Origin of the sequence: Arthrobacter alkaliphilus (assembly GCF_021483235.1) — a bacterium.
Lineage (GTDB): Bacteria > Actinomycetota > Actinomycetes > Actinomycetales > Micrococcaceae > Arthrobacter > Arthrobacter alkaliphilus.
Window position 1 is genome coordinate 22,568 of record NZ_JAKEEC010000001.1, and the last position, 17,451, is coordinate 40,018.

The 17,451-nt window shown below is 65.7% G+C and carries 18 protein-coding genes; 5 read left to right on the forward strand and 13 right to left on the reverse strand.

Annotation, left to right across the window (positions count from 1 at the left end):
• Positions 1-74 precede the first annotated feature (74 nt).
• A complete protein-coding gene (locus L0B83_RS00085) occupies positions 75-1,463 on the forward strand; it encodes a M1 family metallopeptidase (RefSeq protein WP_234755881.1) in 1,389 nt (462 codons plus the stop codon).
• A 9-nt stretch (positions 1,464-1,472) separates the two neighbouring features.
• Here L0B83_RS00085 and L0B83_RS00090 read toward each other — a convergent pair whose 3' ends face one another.
• From L0B83_RS00090 to pheS, 3 genes are all read right to left on the reverse strand, one after another.
• Positions 1,473-2,036 carry a 4'-phosphopantetheinyl transferase family protein gene (locus L0B83_RS00090; protein ID WP_234755883.1) on the reverse strand — a complete coding sequence of 188 codons (564 nt, stop codon included), beginning with the start codon at positions 2,034-2,036 and terminating at the stop codon, positions 1,473-1,475.
• Between the two features lie 128 nt (positions 2,037-2,164).
• Positions 2,165-4,714 (reverse strand): phenylalanine--tRNA ligase subunit beta, encoded by a 2,550-nt coding sequence (gene pheT, locus L0B83_RS00095; RefSeq protein WP_234755885.1) that lies wholly within the window; start codon positions 4,712-4,714, stop codon positions 2,165-2,167.
• Between the two features lie 2 nt (positions 4,715-4,716).
• Positions 4,717-5,778: a phenylalanine--tRNA ligase subunit alpha gene (pheS, locus tag L0B83_RS00100; protein WP_234755887.1), complete on the reverse strand. Its 1,062-nt coding sequence runs from the start codon at positions 5,776-5,778 to the stop codon at positions 4,717-4,719.
• 185 nt (positions 5,779-5,963) lie between these two features.
• Here pheS and L0B83_RS00105 point away from each other — a divergent pair, with 185 nt between their 5' ends.
• Positions 5,964-6,611 carry an SIMPL domain-containing protein gene (locus tag L0B83_RS00105; protein ID WP_234755888.1) on the forward strand — a complete coding sequence of 216 codons (648 nt, stop codon included), beginning with the start codon at positions 5,964-5,966 and terminating at the stop codon, positions 6,609-6,611.
• A 32-nt stretch (positions 6,612-6,643) separates the two neighbouring features.
• Complete coding sequence (locus L0B83_RS00110) at positions 6,644-7,738, forward strand: Rv2578c family radical SAM protein (RefSeq protein WP_234755889.1); 1,095 nt, start codon at positions 6,644-6,646, stop codon at positions 7,736-7,738.
• Here the strand turns inward: L0B83_RS00110 and L0B83_RS00115 are convergent.
• Positions 7,735-8,187 carry a (deoxy)nucleoside triphosphate pyrophosphohydrolase gene (locus L0B83_RS00115; protein ID WP_234755890.1) on the reverse strand — a complete coding sequence of 151 codons (453 nt, stop codon included), beginning with the start codon at positions 8,185-8,187 and terminating at the stop codon, positions 7,735-7,737. The genes L0B83_RS00110 and L0B83_RS00115 overlap by 4 nt on opposite strands.
• Positions 8,188-8,333: 146 nt before the next feature.
• Here L0B83_RS00115 and L0B83_RS00120 point away from each other — a divergent pair, with 146 nt between their 5' ends.
• Positions 8,334-9,539: an MFS transporter gene (locus tag L0B83_RS00120; RefSeq protein ID WP_234755891.1), complete on the forward strand. Its 1,206-nt coding sequence runs from the start codon at positions 8,334-8,336 to the stop codon at positions 9,537-9,539.
• A gap of 44 nt (positions 9,540-9,583) precedes the next feature.
• Here L0B83_RS00120 and L0B83_RS00125 read toward each other — a convergent pair whose 3' ends face one another.
• From L0B83_RS00125 to infC, 5 genes are all read right to left on the reverse strand, one after another.
• Entirely contained in the window at positions 9,584-10,495 is a 912-nt protein-coding gene (locus tag L0B83_RS00125) for a cation diffusion facilitator family transporter (RefSeq protein WP_234755892.1), read from the reverse strand.
• A 1-nt stretch (position 10,496) separates the two neighbouring features.
• The gene (locus tag L0B83_RS00130) at positions 10,497-11,393 is read right to left on the reverse strand and encodes a TrmH family RNA methyltransferase (RefSeq protein WP_234755893.1); all 897 of its coding nucleotides are present in this window, start codon (positions 11,391-11,393) and stop codon (positions 10,497-10,499) included.
• Positions 11,394-11,446: 53 nt separating this feature from the next.
• Positions 11,447-11,908, reverse strand: coding sequence for a 50S ribosomal protein L20 (gene rplT / locus L0B83_RS00135; RefSeq protein WP_234755894.1), 462 nt, complete (start codon positions 11,906-11,908; stop codon positions 11,447-11,449).
• A gap of 117 nt (positions 11,909-12,025) precedes the next feature.
• Positions 12,026-12,220 (reverse strand): 50S ribosomal protein L35, encoded by a 195-nt coding sequence (gene rpmI, locus L0B83_RS00140; protein ID WP_028266640.1) that lies wholly within the window; start codon positions 12,218-12,220, stop codon positions 12,026-12,028.
• A gap of 116 nt (positions 12,221-12,336) precedes the next feature.
• Complete coding sequence (gene infC, locus L0B83_RS00145) at positions 12,337-13,320, reverse strand: translation initiation factor IF-3 (RefSeq protein ID WP_234755895.1); 984 nt, start codon at positions 13,318-13,320, stop codon at positions 12,337-12,339.
• 384 nt (positions 13,321-13,704) lie between these two features.
• On the opposite strand from infC, the gene L0B83_RS00150 reads away from it, so the two are divergent.
• On the forward strand, positions 13,705-14,091 hold the full coding sequence (locus L0B83_RS00150) for a DUF1844 domain-containing protein (protein WP_234755897.1): 387 nt from the start codon (positions 13,705-13,707) through the stop codon (positions 14,089-14,091).
• An 84-nt stretch (positions 14,092-14,175) separates the two neighbouring features.
• On the opposite strand, the gene L0B83_RS00155 is transcribed toward L0B83_RS00150, so the two are convergent.
• The 4 genes from L0B83_RS00155 to L0B83_RS00170 form a co-directional block, all read right to left on the reverse strand.
• Positions 14,176-15,507, reverse strand: a complete 1,332-nt coding sequence (locus L0B83_RS00155; RefSeq protein WP_234755899.1) for an MFS transporter — start codon at positions 15,505-15,507, stop codon at positions 14,176-14,178.
• Between the two features lie 59 nt (positions 15,508-15,566).
• A complete protein-coding gene (locus tag L0B83_RS00160) occupies positions 15,567-16,466 on the reverse strand; it encodes an SseB family protein (RefSeq protein WP_234755901.1) in 900 nt (299 codons plus the stop codon).
• On the reverse strand, positions 16,466-17,212 hold the full coding sequence (gene priA, locus L0B83_RS00165; protein WP_234755903.1) for a bifunctional 1-(5-phosphoribosyl)-5-((5-phosphoribosylamino)methylideneamino)imidazole-4-carboxamide isomerase/phosphoribosylanthranilate isomerase PriA: 747 nt from the start codon (positions 17,210-17,212) through the stop codon (positions 16,466-16,468). Before priA ends, L0B83_RS00160 begins: the two co-directional genes overlap by 1 nt.
• Before the next feature lie 79 nt (positions 17,213-17,291).
• Positions 17,292-17,450, reverse strand: coding sequence for a CG2302 family histidine operon protein (locus L0B83_RS00170; RefSeq protein WP_234755904.1), 159 nt, complete (start codon positions 17,448-17,450; stop codon positions 17,292-17,294).
• Position 17,451: the final 1 nt, after the last annotated feature.

The window sequence follows — 17,451 nt, forward strand, 5'->3', positions numbered from 1 at the left end:
TGGCAAGAGGGCATATTGACCACCGGCCCATGATGACCGCAACACCACAAGCTACACGGAGGCAGCCAGCGCTCATGAGCCGCAGCGAACCCGGACCAATCCAAGCGCAGGCAACCGCCGCCGATCCCTACACCCTGCACCACGGGAGCACGGCTTTCCAGGTGCTGAGGTATGAATTGGACCTGGACTACAGCTTGGGCAGCAACCGGCTCAACGGCCGCGCCATGCTCCGCTGCCTGACGCTCGAAGATACCGGTTCGCTGGTCCTGGACCTGGTGGGCCTGAAGGCTTCAAAAATCCTGGTCGACGGCAAGAAAGTGCCCAAGTTCAGCTCGCGCGGCGAACACCTCGTGATCACCACCAAAGACCGGTTGCCGGCAGGCCAGCGTTTCACGATCGAACTCCGCTACGAAGGCAACCCGAAGCCGCGCCGGGGCCTGTGGGGCGAGGTCGGCTGGGAAGAGCTCGACGACGGCGTGCTCGTCGCCGGGCAGCCGAACGGCGCCGCGTCCTGGTTCCCGTGCAACGACCATCCGCGGCACAAGTCCAGCTATTTGATCAGCATCACGACGGACGACAACTACCGCGCGATCTGCAACGGCCGCCTTGTCTCCCGCAGCAGGAAATCAAGCCGCGAGACCTGGGTCTACGAACAGTCCGAACCGATGGCAAGCTATCTTGCCACGGTCCAGATCGGACGCTACCAGCTGCACCAACTCAGCCCCGCGCCCGCCGGGCTCCGCGCCGGGACTGCCCATCACGCCGATGCCCAGCGCCAGGCTCCGGTGCCCCAGTTCGTTGCCGTCTCCCCCGCCTTGTTGACCGAGGCCCTCGGCGGTTTGGCACGGCAGGCCGATATGATGCGAACCTTTGTGGACTGTTTCGGTCCGTATCCCTTCGCCGAATACACGGCCGTGGTGACCGAGGACGAACTGGAAATCCCGCTTGAAGCCCAGACGCTCTCGATCTTTGGCCGAAACCACATGGAGCAATCGTGGGACGCGCAGCGCCTCATCGCCCACGAGCTGTCCCACCAGTGGTTCGGCAACTCGCTCACGGTGGCGAGCTGGAGGGATATCTGGTTGCATGAGGGCTTTGCGTGCTACGCCGAGTGGATCTGGTCCGAGGAAGCCGGCGTCCTGTCCCTCGCGGAGCGTGCCAGGTCCGCGTGGCGCAAGCTTGAGGTCGGCGCGCAGGACCTGGTGATCGGCGATCCGGGTCCGGAGCACATGTTCGATGACCGTGTGTACAAACGTGGAGCGCTCGCCCTCCACGCCGTCCGCCTTGCGTGCGGTGACGCGGCGTTTTTTGGACTCCTGCGGCATTGGACCGAGTCCAGGCGTCACAGTTCGGTGTCTACCGCGGACTTCGTCGCTACGGCCGATGCCTACGTTCCAGGACTCGACGCCGCCAGCGTGCTGGAACCCTGGCTATACAAAGCAAGGCTGCCCCCTTTCGGCTGATCGCCGGATTCAGCGGGACATAACCGCGAGGGCGGCAACCAGCCCCACCGGAAGCTCCCGGCCCTCAGCACAGTCCGGGAGCGCCAGGTCCCACAGCCCCGGACTGTCGAGCACGTCGAGGGAGTCGGGGCTCACCCTGAGGCCCTCGCCCGTCATCTTCAACCAGGCTTCCTTGCGTGCCCACAATCGTGCGCGCTCATGCGGCCGCTGCCCCGGTTCCAGCGCGCCAAGATGTTGACGCTCCTGCCTGGTCAGGGCCACGTCGTCGAAGCCGGCGAACTCGGTGCCTGCCGCATTTTCCAGGTCAACGCCCACCCGCAGCCCGGGTTCGGGATGCACGACGGCGGCACACAACACCCAGCCGGACCGCCGGGAGGCGCTGAGCGCCAGGGGTGCCGGGCCGCCGTCGAGCAGGTATCCGGGGCGGCCGTGGGCGATGTCCGGACCGGAACCGCAGTCCGGGCAGGAGTAGGCAGCCTGGAACCTCGAGGCCGGGACACCCAGAAGGGTGGCCGCAAAGTCTTGCTGCGCCAACCTGGCCGCCAGGAACTCGAGCCCGGGGTCTGGAGCCATGGCGCGTCCCCTGAGGGTTTCGGCCGGAGACAACAATTCCGCCGCCGTCTTTTCCACGGCGGCGGAATCGGCAGGATCCAGGGACTGGATGAGGACAGCCAGCCCCTGGACCCCCGGGTTGATGCTTGTCAGCGCTGGACTGCTCCGAATCGCTCTGCGGCGACGGCGACGGCGGCCTCGCGGGCCTCCGACGCCTCGTCCGAGGTCAAGGTCCGGTCCGTGGCCCGGAATCGCAGCCCGAAGGCAAGGGACTTCTTGCCTTCTTCAATTCGCTGGCCTGCGTAGACATCGAACAGGGCGACGTCTTCAAGCAGTTCACCGGCGCCTTCCCTGAGGGCGGCCAGCACGGCGTCCGCCGGAACGTCCAGCGGCACCACCAGGGCGACGTCCTGGGTGGCGACCGGGAAGCCGGAGATGTGCTTGGCGACGATGACGTCGGGAGCGGCTTCGAAGATCGCGTCCGCGTTCAGCTCCAAGGCCACGGAACGGGCCGGCATGTCGTGGGCAGCGAGCAGCTTGGGGTGCAGTTCGCCGGCGTAGCCCACGACCTCGCCGGAGCGAAGCGCCAGCTGCGCGGCGCGGCCGGGGTGGAACGCCTGGTGGCTGCCTTGGCTGACCACGAGTTCGACGCCGAGGACGTCGCCGACGAGCCGGGCAACATCGAGGGCGTCGGCCCAGTCCCAGGCGCGCGGCGTGTGGGCCGCGGCAGCGGGCGAATCGTGGCCGGTCAACACCGCGGCGATGTGCAGCGGCTGGTCCGGGACGCCGTCGTACAGTGCGTCGAGCACCTCATCGGAAGGCTTGACGCCAAGCGGCGGGATGGACGGCGTGCCGAGTTGCCCGTCCGGGAGGAATACCGAGCCGGCTTCGAAGAGGGCGAGATCCCGGAAGCCGCGCGAGTGGTTGCGGCGGGCAACTTCGATCAGGCCGGGCAGCACGGAGGTACGCAGGTAGCCGTGTTCCTCGCTGATCGGATTGGCCAGCTTGAGGGCGGTGCGTTCCGCGCCTTCCTCGGCAACGCCGAAGGTGTCGTTGGCGGACTTGGAGACGAACGGGTACGAGAGGACCTCGGTGAGCCCGGCGTCGGCGAGGGCCTGGACAACGCGTCGCTTTTGCTGCTGTGTCCGGGTCAGGCCGCGGCCCGGAGGGGCCACGGGAAGGGTTGCCGGGATGTTGTCGTAGCCCACCAACCTCGCGATTTCCTCGGACAGGTCTTCTTTGGTTTCGAGGTCGTTGCGCCAGCTCGGGGCGGTGACCACGAAGGATCCGCCCACCTCGTCTTTCAGGACGATGGCGCCGAGGTCCTTGAGGGAACCCGTGATCTGTTCTTCCGTGAAGTCGATGCCGATCCGGGCGGCCGCGAAGCCGACAGGCAGCTCGATGGTCACAGCGTCGGGGGCTGTCCCGACGTCGGTACCGGCTTCGTCCGCCGTCCCGCCCGCCAGTTCCACCAGGAGGTCAACGACCCGCTGGGCCGCAACGTTGGCAACTTGCCAGTCCACTCCCCGTTCGAAGCGCTTGGACGCCTCCGACGGCAGCTTGTGCCTGCGGCGCGAGCGCGCGATTGAGACCTCGTCGAAATGCGCGGCTTCGACCAGGATGTTGGTGGTCGAATCGGAAACCTCGGTGTTCGCTCCGCCCATGACGCCCGCGATGCCGATGGCGCCGGAGTCGTCCGTGATCAGGAGGTCTTCGACGTCGAGCGCACGCACTTTCCCGTCGAGGGTGGTGATCTTCTCCCCCGCGACCGCGCGGCGGACCACGATGTCGCCCGAAAGCTTGTCGAGGTCGTAGCAGTGGTTCGGCTGGCCGAGTTCGAGCATCACGTAGTTGGAGATGTCCACGGGCAGCGAAATGGACCGGATCCCGGCCAGGCGCAGCCGGGAGACCATCCACGGCGGGGTGGGACGGGTGGCGTCCACGCCCCGCACCGTGCGGGCCACGAAACGGTCGCAACCGGGCTTGCCGTAGATGGGCGCGTCGTCGTTGAGCTTGATCCCGTAGCCGCCCTGCAGGGATGCCGGAGCGGCGACCTTGGAGGCCGGGTCCGTGAAGACGGTACCGGTGGCGTGGGCGTACTCGCGGGCGACGCCGCGGATCGAAAAGGCATAGCCACGGTCCGGGGTGACGTTGATTTCCGCGGCTTCGTCGTAGAGGCCAAGGAGTTCCATGGCGTCCGTGCCCACCTCGGGCTCCAATCCGATGCGGGAGAGCACCAGGATGCCGTCGTGGTCCTCGCCGATGCCGAGCTCACGGACCGACGCGATCATGCCGGCGGACAGGTGACCGTACGTCTTGCGGGCGGAAATGTGGAAGTCGCCGGGCAGGACGGCGCCCGGGAGCGTCACCACCACCTTGTCGCCCTCGACGAAGTTGTGGGCACCGCAAACGATGCCCTGCACGCCGGAGGGATCGATGCCCTTGCCGGTCAGGGTCTGCTCCTGGCCCTCAGGGACCACGCGGACCTGGCACCAGTTGATGGTCTTGCCGTTGCTCTGCGGTTCCTTGACGAGGCTCAGGACCTGGCCCACCACGATGGGACCCTTGAGTTGATCGGTGGGCCGGTGGACGGCTTCCTCTTCAAAGCCGACCTTGACGAGTTCCGCCATGACGTCTTCGGCCGTTGCGTCAGCCGGAACCTGCGCGAATTCGCGCAGCCATGAAAGTGGGATACGCACTGTTAGATCTCCATCCCGAAGTGCTCGCTGAAACGTACATCGCCTTCGATCATGTCGCGCATGTCGCCGACCTCGTTGCGGAACATGAGCGTGCGCTCGATGCCCATGCCGAAGGCAAAACCTGAATACTCGTCCGGGTCGATGCCGGCAGCGCGCAGGACGTTGGGATTGACCATCCCGCAACCGCCCCATTCGATCCAACGCGGGCCACCCTTGGCACCGGGGTGCCAAATGTCCAGCTCCGCGGACGGCTCGGTGAACGGGAAGTAGTTGGGACGCAGGCGGATCTGCGCTTCATCGCCGAACATCTGCCGGGCAAAGTGCTCCAGGGTTCCGCGGAGATCGGCCATGCTCAGATTCTTGTCGATGGCCAGGCCCTCGAACTGGTGGAACACGGGCGTGTGCGTGGCATCGAGTTCATCCGTGCGGAATACCTTGCCCGGGCACAGCACATAGATGGGCACTTCGCGTTCCAGCATGGAACGGACCTGCACCGGGGACGTGTGGGTGCGCATCAGAAGGTGGGCCTCGGGAGGTTCCACGAAGAAGGTGTCCTGCATTTCGCGCGCCGGGTGGTCCGGCTTGAAGTTAAGGGCGTCGAAGTTGAACCACTCGGATTCGACCTCGGGTCCTTCCGCGATTTCCCAGCCCATCCCGACGAAGATGTCCGACACCCGGTCCTGCAGCGTGGAGAGCGGGTGGCGCGCCCCGGCACGGCGCCGCCGCGGCGCTGCCGTGACGTCGACGGTTTCCTCCACGAGGATGCGGGCGTCGTTTTCGGCTTCCAGCACAGCGGTCCGTGCTGCGAGCGCCTGGTTGACGCGGCCACGGGATGAACCCATGAGTTTGCCCGCGGCGGCCTTGTGTTCCTTGGCCAGGCCACCGATTTCACGGTTGGCAAGGCTCAAGGGCGATTTCTCTCCCGTGTGTGCCAAACGGACGGCTTTGAGTTCTTCGAGGGACGTCGCAGCAGCGATCGCGGCGACGGCTTCCTCAACGGCAGCGGTGATGGCGGCTTCATCCAGAGGGTTCGGGATGGCAGCGCCCGGCAAAGTGTCAGTCATCTACTGTTCTTAGCTACGAGTCGGAAATGGTCTTCACCAGGCAACGCCATGGCAAAAGCGGAAGCGATGCACGCTGGACGCGTCCGGCGGGCACTAACAACCAGTCTAGTAGAAGGGTCCGGCCGGGATTTAAACCGTGACACAGCCCCGGCGAGTTCGCCGGCGCCCCGGACTAGCATGGCCCCATGACACCGGAGCGCACCATCACTGTCACCGGAGAAGGAACCGCCGAAGCCGTTCCCGACCTGCTTACGCTCACGCTCGCCGTCGAGGTGAGGCGCGACACCGCCGAAAGGGCCTATTCCGACGCCGCCGAGGCCGCCTCGGCCGTGACGGATGCCTTGCGCGAACACGGCGTAGCCGGTCTTGACCTGCGCACCAGCGGCCTCAATTTGCGGGCGGAGCTCGTGTGGGCCGAAAACCAGGGGCAGAAGGTCACTGGATATGTCGCCTCAACCACCCTGCTTGCGCGGGTCGGGCCGCCCTCGGCGGCCGCCGCGGCCCTCTCTGCGGCGGTGGCCGCAGGCGGTGACAGTCTTCGCATCAACGGGATCGAACAGGGATTCCGGGATTCCGCCGCTGTCGCCGCGCAGGCGCAGGAAGCTGCCTGGCGGGAGGCCGAAGCGAAGGCGGCCCGTTTTGCCGCACTTGCCGGCAGCCGCTTGGGGCGGGTGCTATCCATCGACCAGCGGCCGGAACACGGATCGGTGGTGCCGATGATGGGCGATATGAAGCGCGCTTCGGCGAGCGAAGTGGTGCCCATAGAAGCGGGATCCGTGGCGGTTTCCGCGACCGTCGTGGTGCAGTGGGAACTGGAATCGCCGGCGCCTTGACAACCGTTCGAACATATATTCGAATGGAGCCCATGAGATGGGACGCACAAGCACTTTCACCACGGCGTGGTCCGGCACCAGGAGACAACAGCGGCAGCGTGCCGTCCGGAGCCGCCCCAGCAACGGAAGCACTGCTGCCGCTGGCCGGGCTTGTGCGTTCCGTCTCTACCCCCGAATTCTCCGGAGTCACCTTCCATGAGGTCACCGCCAAATCGGTGCTCAACAAGGTGGCGTCCGGTTCCCAGATGCCCTTTGAATGGACCGTCAATCCGTACCGCGGATGCAGCCACGCCTGTGTGTACTGTTTTGCGCGCAAGAGCCACACCTACCTGGATTTCGACCCGGGACTCGATTTCGATTCCCAAGTGATCGTGAAGATCAACGCGGCGGAGGTATTGCGCAAGGAACTGTCCAAACCCTCGTGGGCCCGGCACCACGTCGCCCTCGGAACCAATACGGATCCCTACCAGCGCGCAGAGGGACGCTACCAGCTCATGCCGGGGATCATCCGTGCCCTGGCCGATTCCGGTACTCCGTTTTCCATCCTCACCAAGGGAACCCTCCTGGGCCGCGACATCCCGCTCCTCAAGCATGCTGCCAGCCAGGTGCCGGTAGACCTGGGCATCTCGCTGGCCATGACTGACGAAGCCTTGGCCTCGGTGGTGGAACCGGGCACGCCAGCACCGCGCGCCAGGCTCAAGCTCGTCCGCCGGTTGCGGGAGGCCGGGCTGCCTTGCGGCGTCATGGCAATGCCCATCCTGCCGTGGCTGACGGACAGCGATGACGCCCTGGAGTCGCTCTTCACCGCCCTCTCCGAGGCCGGCGCCACCGGAGTGACGGCCGGTGCTTTGTACCTGAAGCCGGGCACCCGCGAATGGTTCATGCAATGGCTGGCGGCACACCATCCGGGCCTTGTCGGCAAGTACCGGCGCCTCTACGGCCAGGGCTCGTACGCTTCGAAGGAGTACAGGACCTGGCTGAGCGGCCGCATCAATTTCTTCAAGGGCCGCCACGGCTTTTCCGGAAGCAGCGGTTTCAGCCACAGGAACGCCGGCGCAGGCAAGGAAACCCCGGCACCCCTTCCGCCCGCTGCCTTCCCAGCCACCGGCCAGTCGACCCTTTTTTAGGCGGACGTTCCCGGCCGGGCACCGGAGGCCACCCGTTCCAGCAGTGCACGGACAATAGGCAGGTCTGCAGGAATCCACGGCAAGGTGAACGCTTCGTCCCCGTTGCCAAACGGGACCCACCGGAGCTCATCGTGGTCCTGGAGCGGACGCGGCTCGCCGGCGAGCACTTCTGCGAACCAGACCCTCATGACCGCCCGCTCATTCAAGGGCCACCCGGCGGGTTCGTCAGGTTCAACTTCGGCCCCGAGCCGGACCGTGATCCCGAGTTCTTCAAACAATTCGCGGTGCAGCGCGTCTTCGAAGGATTCCCCGGCCTCCAGCTTGCCGCCGGGAAACTCCCACATTCCCGCGAATTGGGGCGGGGCGCTGCGCCTCGCGACGAGCAGCAGCTTCGGATTTTCAAGGGAGTCGACGACGGCGGCGCCCGCCACGCTTATCAGTCCAGTCACCGCAACAGTCTATTGGCCCGCAAAGTCCCCCGCCCGCCTATGGAAGTTGTCACATTCGCGGCCATTCATCAAAAGCGGGCCCTAAGCTTGAACGTCGGCTCGATTCCCTTCGAGCGGCATCCCGCCGGGCCCCAAGAAACAGGACGATGACCACTACCGCTCCCAGCAAGACCTCCCAAACATCCAGCCGCCGCGTTGCGCCGGCGATCTTTGCCCTGGCCATGGGTGGATTCGCCATCGGGACCACAGAGTTCACCATGATGGGTTTGCTCAAGGAGATCGAGAGGGGACTCAACATCAGCAGTCCCGAGGCTGGGAACCTGATTTCAGCCTACGCCTTGGGTGTGGTGGTGGGAGCGCCCGTCTTCGCGGCACTCGGGGCCCGGCTGCCCCGCAAGCACCTGGCCTTGGGCCTCATGCTGTTCCTGTCGATCGCGAATCTGACATCTCTCATTGCACCGGACTACGGAACCATGGTGATCACGAGGTTCGCCTCGGGACTGCCCCATGGCGCCTTCTTCGGAATCGCCGCGGTCATCGCGGCGAGCTTGGTCGCCCCCACCAAGCGCGGTTGGGCGATTTCGATGGTCATGGGCGGACTTACCGTCTCCAACGTCATTGGCGTTCCCGCGGCTACGTGGCTCGGCCAGACGTTCGGATGGCGCCTGCTCTTCGTGGTGGTGGGCATTATCGGCTTGGCCACGAGTTTGTTGATCTGGAAGTTTGTACCTTTCAAGCCCGCCCACCCGGAGGCAAGCATCCGCCGGGAACTCGGCGCCCTCAAGCGCATCCAGGTGTGGCTGGCACTGCTGATTGGAGTCATCGGCTTTGGCGGCTTCTTTGCCACCTACACGTACATCTCCCACACGATGACGTCCGTAGCAGGCATCCCGGAAGCGCTGATACCCGTCGTGGTGGCCCTCTACGGACTGGGCATGGTGGCAGGCAACATCCTGGGCGGCCGCATCGCCGATAAGTCGGTTATGGGAACCATCTACCGGGTCCTGCCCCTCATCGCCTTGGCGCTGGTGGCCTATGCCGTCGCCGCCCATTGGGCGTGGTCCGCATTCATCATGGTCTTCATCGTGGGCGGCATCGGCTCGATGCTCATTCCGCCCTTGCAGACGCGCCTGCTCGACGCTTCTCCGGATGCGCCGTCCTTGGCCTCTTCGCTCAACCACTCCGCACTGAACATCGCGAACGCCCTTGGCGCGTTCCTCGGCGGGGTGGTCATCGCCTGGGGCTGGGGATACGTTGCCCCTGCCCTCGTCGGCGCCGTCCTGGCGCTCCTGGGACTCGGCGTCGCGGGCATCAGCGGCTGGCTGGAGCGCAAGAAGCCCCTCGTGGCATAGGGCGGGTTCCGGTCCCGCCGCTTCTGCCCCCCGGTTGACTGGACCTAGGCGCGCTCCACGTCGGGCTCAAGGTAGATGACCCGCGCGATCGGAACTGCAGTGCGGATCCTGAGTTCGGCGTCGTCGATCGCTTTGGCAATCGCCTGGCCGCTATCGGCCGCGCCCACGCTGATCTTCGCCGCGACAAGCAGCTCCTCCGGGCCCAAGTGCATAGTCTTGAGATGGATGATGCGGGTGCCGTTGGACTCAATGGCTTCCGTGATCCGCGCGTTGTCCTCATGGGTGGCTGATTCGCCGAGCAGGAGGGACTTGGTCTCCACTGCGAGCACCACGGCGATTCCCACGAGAAGCAAGCCGATCATCCCGGTGCCCGCCGCGTCCCACGAGCCGTCGCCCGTGATGAGGGTCAGGCCCACGCCGAACAGCGCGAAAACGAGGCCCAGGAGGGCTCCGAAATCCTCCAGGAGGATCACGGGAAGTTCCGGTTGCTTGGCGTTGCGGATGAACTTGATCCAGCTTTGTTTGCCGCGCGAGGGATTCGATTCGTGGATGGCGGTCCGGAAAGAGAAGGACTCGGCCGCAATCGCGCCGACCAGCACAGCCAGCGGAACCCACCAGAAGCCGCCTTCAATGGCGTGCGGGTGCAGGAACTTCTCCCAGGCTTCATAGAGTGCGAAGAGTCCGCCGATACTGAACAGCACGATCGAGACGATGAAGGCGTAAATGTAGCGCTCACGGCCGTAGCCGAACGGATGTTCGGGACTTGCGGCGCGTTGTGACCGTTTTCCGCCGAGTAGCAGGAGCACCTGGTTGCCTGAGTCGGCCACGGAGTGGATTGCCTCGGCCAACATGGACGACGACATCGTCAACACGAAGGCGACGAACTTGAGCGCGGCGATGGCCAGGTTGGCGCTCAATGCCGCGATGATTGCCTTGGTACCGCCATCTCCAGCCACGTCAGCTGCCCTGCTGCGAGCGTGCGCTGGCGTACAGGCAGACCGTGGCGGCCGTGCCCAGGTTCAGGCTTTCCGCCGAACCGTAAACGGGCACTGCGACACGATGATCGGCAAGGGCAAGCTCGGAATCTGAAAGTCCCTGCGCCTCATTGCCGAACAGCCAGGCCGTCGGGTTTTCGAGGGCGTAGGCGGAAGCCGTTGCCGAGGCGCCCAGGCGGCGTGCAGCGTTCTCGTCCTGGAGTGTGTCCAGGTTGAGGGTGCCGTAACCGTCCGCGGCGAGGATTCCTATGCCGCGCTCCTTGCAGAGCGCCACCAGGTCCGCTACCTCCGCACCCAGGACAACCGGCAGGTGGAAGAGCGAACCCGCCGTGGACCGTACTGCCTTGGGGTTGTAGATATCGACGCTGGACGCCGTCAACACCACGGCATCCGCCCCCGCCGCATCAGCGGCCCGAAGCACCGTTCCGGCGTTGCCGGGGTCCCGTACCTGGCACATGACGGCGATCAGCCGCGGTCCGGCGTCGAGCACTGATTCAAGGCTGACGTCAACAAAACTGCAGACCGCCACAATCCCCTGGGGAGTGACAGTGTCCGCCATGGCCGCGAGGACGTCATCATTGGCGAGCCGCAGTGGAACACCGTCGGCGAGTGCGGCCAGTTCAGGGAGCTTTTCCAGGCAGCTTTCGCTCGCGAAGACTTCGTGCACGACGCCGGGCTCCCCCGCCCCGGTGCGCGCCCGGTGCAGGACAAGCGCTTCGCGAACGGCCTGGGGGCCTTCGGCGAGGAAACGTCCTCGCTTTAAACGGGCCGGGCGCCCTGCAAGCTTTGCGACGTCCCTGACCCGATCGGCTCGGGGGTTGGACATCGGAAGATCTTGCGGGCGCCCGGTTTCGTTCATAGACAGAACTTTAGTGGCAGTTGCCACCGTCCCATGAACTGAGGCTTTGCGTGCTACTCAGCAGCTGCAGCGGCCGGCTTCTTCGCAGCCTTGGCCTTGGGGGCCTTGTCGGCAGCCTTGGGAGCAGCTTCGGACTTGGCTGCCGGAGCCGAAGTGTCGGCAGGCAGGGAGTCCTTGGCAACCTTGACCAGCGCGGCGAACGCGGTGGCGTCGGAAACGGCCAGCTCGGCCAGCATGCGGCGGTCAACCTCGACCTCAGCGGCCTTCAGGCCCTGGATCAGACGGTTGTAGGTCAGGCCGTTGGCGCGGGATGCAGCGTTGATGCGCTGGATCCAGAGGCGACGGAAGTCACCCTTCTTCTTGCGGCGGTCGCCGTAGCTGTACACAAACGAGTGCAGCAGCTGCTCTTTTGCCTTGCGGTACAGGCGAGACCGCTGACCGCGGTAACCCTTGGCCCGTTCGAGGACAACCCGACGCTTCTTGTGGGCGTTTACCGCCCGCTTCACACGTGCCACGTGCGTACTCCTTCAAAATTCTTATCCCAAGCTGCTACTGCCGGGAATCCGGCCGGCCTGAGAAGGCTTTGGTGTAGTCGGCGGCTGCCGGATGGCAACTGCCGGAAAACTTGGAACTTAGACGCCGAGCATCTTCTTGATGACCTTGGCATCGCCCTTGAAGACGATCCTGTCGCCGGCAAGGCGACGGGTCAGGGTGGAGGACTTGTGCTCCAGGTAGTGGCGGCGGTTGGCCTGCTGACGCTTCAGCTTGCCGGTGCCGGTCAGCTTGAAGCGCTTCTTAGCACCACTGTGGGTCTTCATCTTCGGCATGGGAACCGATCTCCTTACGTGTCCGCAGACGGGGTCTGCAGTTCTTTCGTGCAGCCACCCCATCGGGGCGGCTGCTGCTTTCGTGCCGGGCGGAGGGCATGCCTCCTGCGGCGTGACTAGTTGGTCTTGCGTGCCGAGGGCTTCGGAGCGGCCTTGGGGGCTGCTGGCCGAGCTGCAGGCTTCGGAGCCGCGGGCTTCGCCATCGGTTTCGGTACCGGCGCGGCACCAGGCTTGGGAGCAGCCGGAACCGCAGGCTTCGGAGCTGCCTGCTCAGGAGCCTTCGCCGGTGCCGGAGCCTTCGCCGGCGCAGGAGCCTTCGCCGGTGCCGGTGCAGCCGGAGCCGCTTCAACGACCGGGGACTTTTCCGCAACCGTTTCCTCAGCGGCCGGGGTTTCCTCAGCGACCGGAGTCGCTTCGGCTGCAGCGGCCTCCGCCTCAACGGCTTCCGGTGCTGTTTCCTCGGCCTGGGTTTCCCCGGTCCGGTTCAAGAGTTCAGCCGGGAGCAGGTCTGCCATTGACTGGGTCAAGGGAGCATCCTCGCCCGAAACGTCAATCCGCCCCGCGGCGGCCTTGGCTTCATTCTGGGCCTTGGCTTCCGCACGCTGCGCCGCGCGGCGGGCCTCGGCCTTGGCCTCAGCCTTGTTCTTCAGCGGACCGATCACCATGACCATGTTGCGGCCATCGATGCGCGGGCTGGACTCAATCACGCCGACTTCGGCAACGTCCTCAGCGAAGCGCTGCAACAAGCGGATGCCCATTTCAGGGCGCTGCTGCTCACGTCCGCGGAACTGGATCATGGCCTTCACCTTGTCACCGGCACCCAGGAAGCGAAGCGCGTGGCCGCGCTTGGTCTCGTAGTCGTGGGTGTCGATCTTCAGGCGGAAGCGGATTTCCTTGAGGACCGTGTTGGTCTGGTTCTTGCGGGCCTCACGGGCTTTAACAGCGGCTTCGTACTTGTACTTGCCGAAGTCCATCAGCTTGCACACCGGAGGCTTCGCCTGCGGTGCAACTTCAACGAGATCCAGGTCAGCCTCGGCAGCCAAACGAAGGGCGTCCTCGATACGGACGATTCCAACCTGTTCGCCGGCAGGGCCGACCAAACGTACCTCGGGGACGCGGATACGCTCATTGATTCTTGGCTCGCTAATGTCAAAGCTCCTGTTGTTGTGATGAGTATTCCACCGGCAAAAAGAGAAGGCCCCCAATTGCTGGCGCAATCGGAGGCCTCGAAGATCGGAAACGGCCCCCCAAAGGAGGCGTTCGCACCATTCAAGGCTTACCTTGAACGGTGTCCGACCAATACCCGGCAACTTACATCCCTGAAGGGAAACGGCTGACGCGGGTGGGAGAGAACTCCGCTTGCAAACTGAAAGTCAATTCTACAGAAATCGGCAACCAACCGCACATTAACGACGGGTGGCGTCCGGGCTCTGCGTGCCATGGAAAATGGCAACTTCCAGCCGGTCTGTGACAAGCTTACCAGCATGAGCACTTCAGACAGCAATTCCCTCGACCACGAGCCCGCCGGCACCGGTGCCGGCGTCAGCCAGCAGATCCGCGACATTTCGGAAGTACCGGCTGTTGAGGTCATCACCACCGGCGCCGTTCACCTCATGAGCGCAGCAGCCGTCAAGGTTGGCTTGGCCGACGACCCCGAGGCCGAAGAGCTCAAGGACCTGGACGAGGCCCGCAAACTGATCACGGCGCTGGCCGGACTCGTCACCGCCGCCGCACCGGAAATCGGTTCGCAGCACGCCGGCCCCTTGCGCGACGGCCTCCGCTCCCTCCAGCTTGCGTTCCGCGAGGCGTCCCTTATCCCGGACGCGCCGGGCAAAGGCCCGGGCGAAAAGTTCACCGGCCCGGTCAACTGACCCGCACTACCTGTACCCCCCGCGACGGCGGGCCGGCCCCGTGGCCGGCCCGCCGTCGTCGTATCCCGGCGGTTGGGGCTCAACTCACCTGTACTGCTCCCCGGCGCCGGCACTGGCGGTCATCATGCGGCGGCGACGCAGCTGGAGGATAAGACCGGCGAGGCACAGCACCACTCCCGCCGTCCCGATGGCGACGAAGCCGGCCCACGGGCCTACGCCGTCGATGAAGATTCCCGCGAACGGTGAACCGAAGGCCACGCCCGCAGTGAGGGCCGAGCCATACCAGCCCATGGCCTCGCCGCGCCTGTCCTCATCCACGATCTCGGCGACCTTTTCCGACGCCGCGGACAACACCGGAGCGCAGAGCAGGCCGGGAAGCAGGGACAACAAGGCAAGGGTCCAAGTGTCTGCAGCGAATCCCATCGGGATGGTCAAGGCCGCCATGCCCAGCAGGAGCAGGATGGGTGAGACAGGCCGGTGCATGGCACCGTAAATGAGCCCTCCGACTACTGACGAGGCGCACCAGAAGAAGAAAACAATTCCGATCTCGCTCTCGTGCCCGCCGCGCTGCAATACGGCGACGATTCCAACGTCGGTGCCGCTCAGGACCATGCCCGATCCGGCGGCGACGGCGAACACCGCGGCTACCGCGGCGGTGAACCACGTGAAGTTCCGGACCACCTTTCCGCGCAGCCCGGAATGTTCCGAAACCGGCGGCGCCATCTCTGAAGCGGCCTCCTGGAGATGGACCGGCGCTGCTGCCACCACTGCGGCTTCGGCCGCATGGAGCTCGTCGGCGTCCCGGTCAGCCGCTTGGCCGGCATCCAGGACGGCCTCGCTGCGGGTGGGTGGATTGAACCACAGCAGGACGAGCCCGGCAGCCGAAGTGCACGCACCCACGATGGTGAGGCCGAGCACCGTGAGTCCGCTCGTTGCCACGACTGCGCCCACCGCGGGGCCGATCATGAAGACCACCTCGGTGCCGATCGAATCCAGCGCATAGGCCGAACGCCGCTGCTCGCCGTCAACCAGCACGCCGAGGGACTGCCGGATGACGCTGAAGATCGGCAGCGTCAACAGGCCCCCGACAAAGACAAGGGGAAGGATCCATTCGTAGCTGACGTGCGGCACGACGGACCAGATCACCAGCTCGGACACGATGGAAGGAACGAGCGCCTTGCGCAAGCCGACAGTGTCCACGCGCCGTCCCCGCCACGGAGCGCCGATCGCGATGCCGATGGTGAATACCGCGGCGGCCGCACCGGCGGCGGCATATCCTTTGCCCAGAGTGAGCACGATGTGCAGGGTGAGCAGGACCCCCGCTGCCGAGTGGGGTATGCGGGCCACCATGCCCACCAATAAGAGGCGCCGCACGGACGCGATGGACAGCATCTCCCGGTAGAGAGAGAAATTCACGAGCTACATCCTCTGTTCCCGCCGAGGGCAGGACGAGGACGCTCCCCCTGTGCCTTCGGCTACTGTGCCGCCCGCCGGACGCTGACCTCGATCGAGTCAACCCGCTCGGCGAACAATTCGTTCTGCGCCCAACGCCCGTTCAGCCCGGAGACCAGGTCCTGCACCGCGGCGGCGTCCAGGCCGTCTTCGAGATACAACACCACGCGCAATTCGGGCCCGGGTCCCCCGCCCGCCATGGCCGTTCCGTCAGCCGTCCGCGAAGCCATTCCCGATCCCGGCAGCACCTCAAGGCGCCGCACTGCGGGGTACATCCCTGCCAGGGAATTGAGAGCAGTCTCCAGTTCATCATCAAGGTACGACGGCGTCCAGTCGCGCTGCTGCGCCAGGGACCACATGGCCGGCCGCCGCACGACGAAGGTGACCTCCGAACCGGGATCGAGGACCAGCAACTGGGCTCCCTCGGAGACGGCAGACAACGCCGCCCGGGCCGCATAGACGGCGACGGGACGGGCCTGCGGATGCCAGGCTTCAAGGGCGGCAGCCGAAGTGAAGGCCGGCATGGCCGTGCGGCCATCCGGCGCTTTCAGTGTCACCAGTGCCATGTCGGCCTGCTTGTCGGCATGGAGGCCGTCCACGCCCGGGGCCTCCTCAGCGAGCTGGGCCACCACCGGTACGAACACCCTGGCCGTTGCCAAGGAAGCCACCACACCGGCTTCGCTTCCGGTCCCGGCGAGCAGGGCCGCGACGGCGGCGAGGTACCCGGCGTCGGCCGTGCCGTCGTCGTCCTCGAAATTATGGATCTTGGCCGCGTCGCCGCTCAGGTCGCGGCCCGCCCAGGGCTGGCCTGCGGAATCGCCCGAGCCCCCGGCACCCGCCAGGGCGGCTGCGATGTGCCCCGGCAACTGGCGTGGTGCGGGTGTTGCTTCGGCGCCGGCCGGGACCTGTGGATCCTGCGACATCAGCGGCGTCCGGCGACGTCCAGGGCTTCCGGAAGCGTGAAGGCACCGGCGTACAGGGCCTTGCCGACGATCGCTCCTTCGACCCCGAGCGGTACGAGCTCCCGCAGGACGCGCAGGTCTTCGAGGCTGGAGATACCTCCGGATGCGACGACGGGCTTGCCGGTCTTCTCGACCATTTGGCGCAGCAGTTCGACGTTGGGGCCCTGCAGGGTTCCGTCCTTCGTGACGTCGGTGACCACGTAACGGGCGCAGCCTGCGTCCTCGAGGCGAGCCAGAACCTCCCAGAGGTCCCCGCCTTCCTTGGTCCAGCCGCGGCCTGCGAGGGTGGTTCCGCGGACGTCGAGCCCGACGGCGATCTTGTCGCCAAAGCGCTCGATGGCCCGGCGGGTCCATTCCGGGTTCTCGAGCGCGGCGGTTCCGAGGTTCACCCGGGCGACGCCCAGCTCGAGCGCGCGCTCGAGGGATTCGTCGTCGCGCAATCCGCCGGACAGCTCCACCTTGACGTCGAGTTGCGACACGACCTCGCTGATGAGCCCGGCGTTGTTGCCGCGTCCGAAGGCAGCGTCAAGGTCCACCATGTGCACCCATTCGGCGCCAGCGTTCTGCCAGTTCAATGCGGCTTCCAGCGGGGTGCCGTAACTGGTCTCGGAGCCGGCTTCTCCCTGGAGGAGACGGACGGCCTGGCCGTCCACGATGTCGACGGCGGGCAGGAGTTCCAGAACGGGCAGTTCGGAGGCGGTGGTCATTGGGTCCTCGGTGTCGGTGGGGGCGGGCATCAGGTGCCCGGCAAGTTATTTGGCAGGCAGGATCATTTAGCAGGCAGGATCATTTGGCAGGCAGGGTGAAGAGGTAGGCGGCCACCAGCGCCAAGGCGGCGAGTACGTAGAAGGAAATGGAGACCCAGGCGGGTCGTTTCTGCTGGTGGAAGGAGATACCGCCGCCAACCAGCAGCCCGGCGGCGCCCATGAGGATAACCGACCACATA

Coding starts and splice junctions, on each gene's coding strand:
- L0B83_RS00085 (WP_234755881.1), top strand. CDS start 75: ATGAGCCGCAGCGAACCCGGACCAATCCAAGCGCAGGCAACCGCCGCC.
- L0B83_RS00090 (WP_234755883.1), bottom strand. CDS start 2,036: ATGGCTCCAGACCCCGGGCTCGAGTTCCTGGCGGCCAGGTTGGCGCAG.
- pheS (WP_234755887.1), bottom strand. CDS start 5,778: ATGACTGACACTTTGCCGGGCGCTGCCATCCCGAACCCTCTGGATGAA.
- L0B83_RS00105 (WP_234755888.1), top strand. CDS start 5,964: ATGACACCGGAGCGCACCATCACTGTCACCGGAGAAGGAACCGCCGAA.
- L0B83_RS00110 (WP_234755889.1), top strand. CDS start 6,644: ATGAGATGGGACGCACAAGCACTTTCACCACGGCGTGGTCCGGCACCA.
- L0B83_RS00120 (WP_234755891.1), top strand. CDS start 8,334: ATGACCACTACCGCTCCCAGCAAGACCTCCCAAACATCCAGCCGCCGC.
- L0B83_RS00130 (WP_234755893.1), bottom strand. CDS start 11,393: ATGAACGAAACCGGGCGCCCGCAAGATCTTCCGATGTCCAACCCCCGA.
- rpmI (WP_028266640.1), bottom strand. CDS start 12,220: ATGCCGAAGATGAAGACCCACAGTGGTGCTAAGAAGCGCTTCAAGCTG.
- L0B83_RS00150 (WP_234755897.1), top strand. CDS start 13,705: ATGAGCACTTCAGACAGCAATTCCCTCGACCACGAGCCCGCCGGCACC.
- L0B83_RS00160 (WP_234755901.1), bottom strand. CDS start 16,466: ATGTCGCAGGATCCACAGGTCCCGGCCGGCGCCGAAGCAACACCCGCA.
- priA (WP_234755903.1), bottom strand. CDS start 17,212: ATGACCACCGCCTCCGAACTGCCCGTTCTGGAACTCCTGCCCGCCGTC.
- L0B83_RS00170 (WP_234755904.1), bottom strand. CDS start 17,450: ATGTGGTCGGTTATCCTCATGGGCGCCGCCGGGCTGCTGGTTGGCGGC.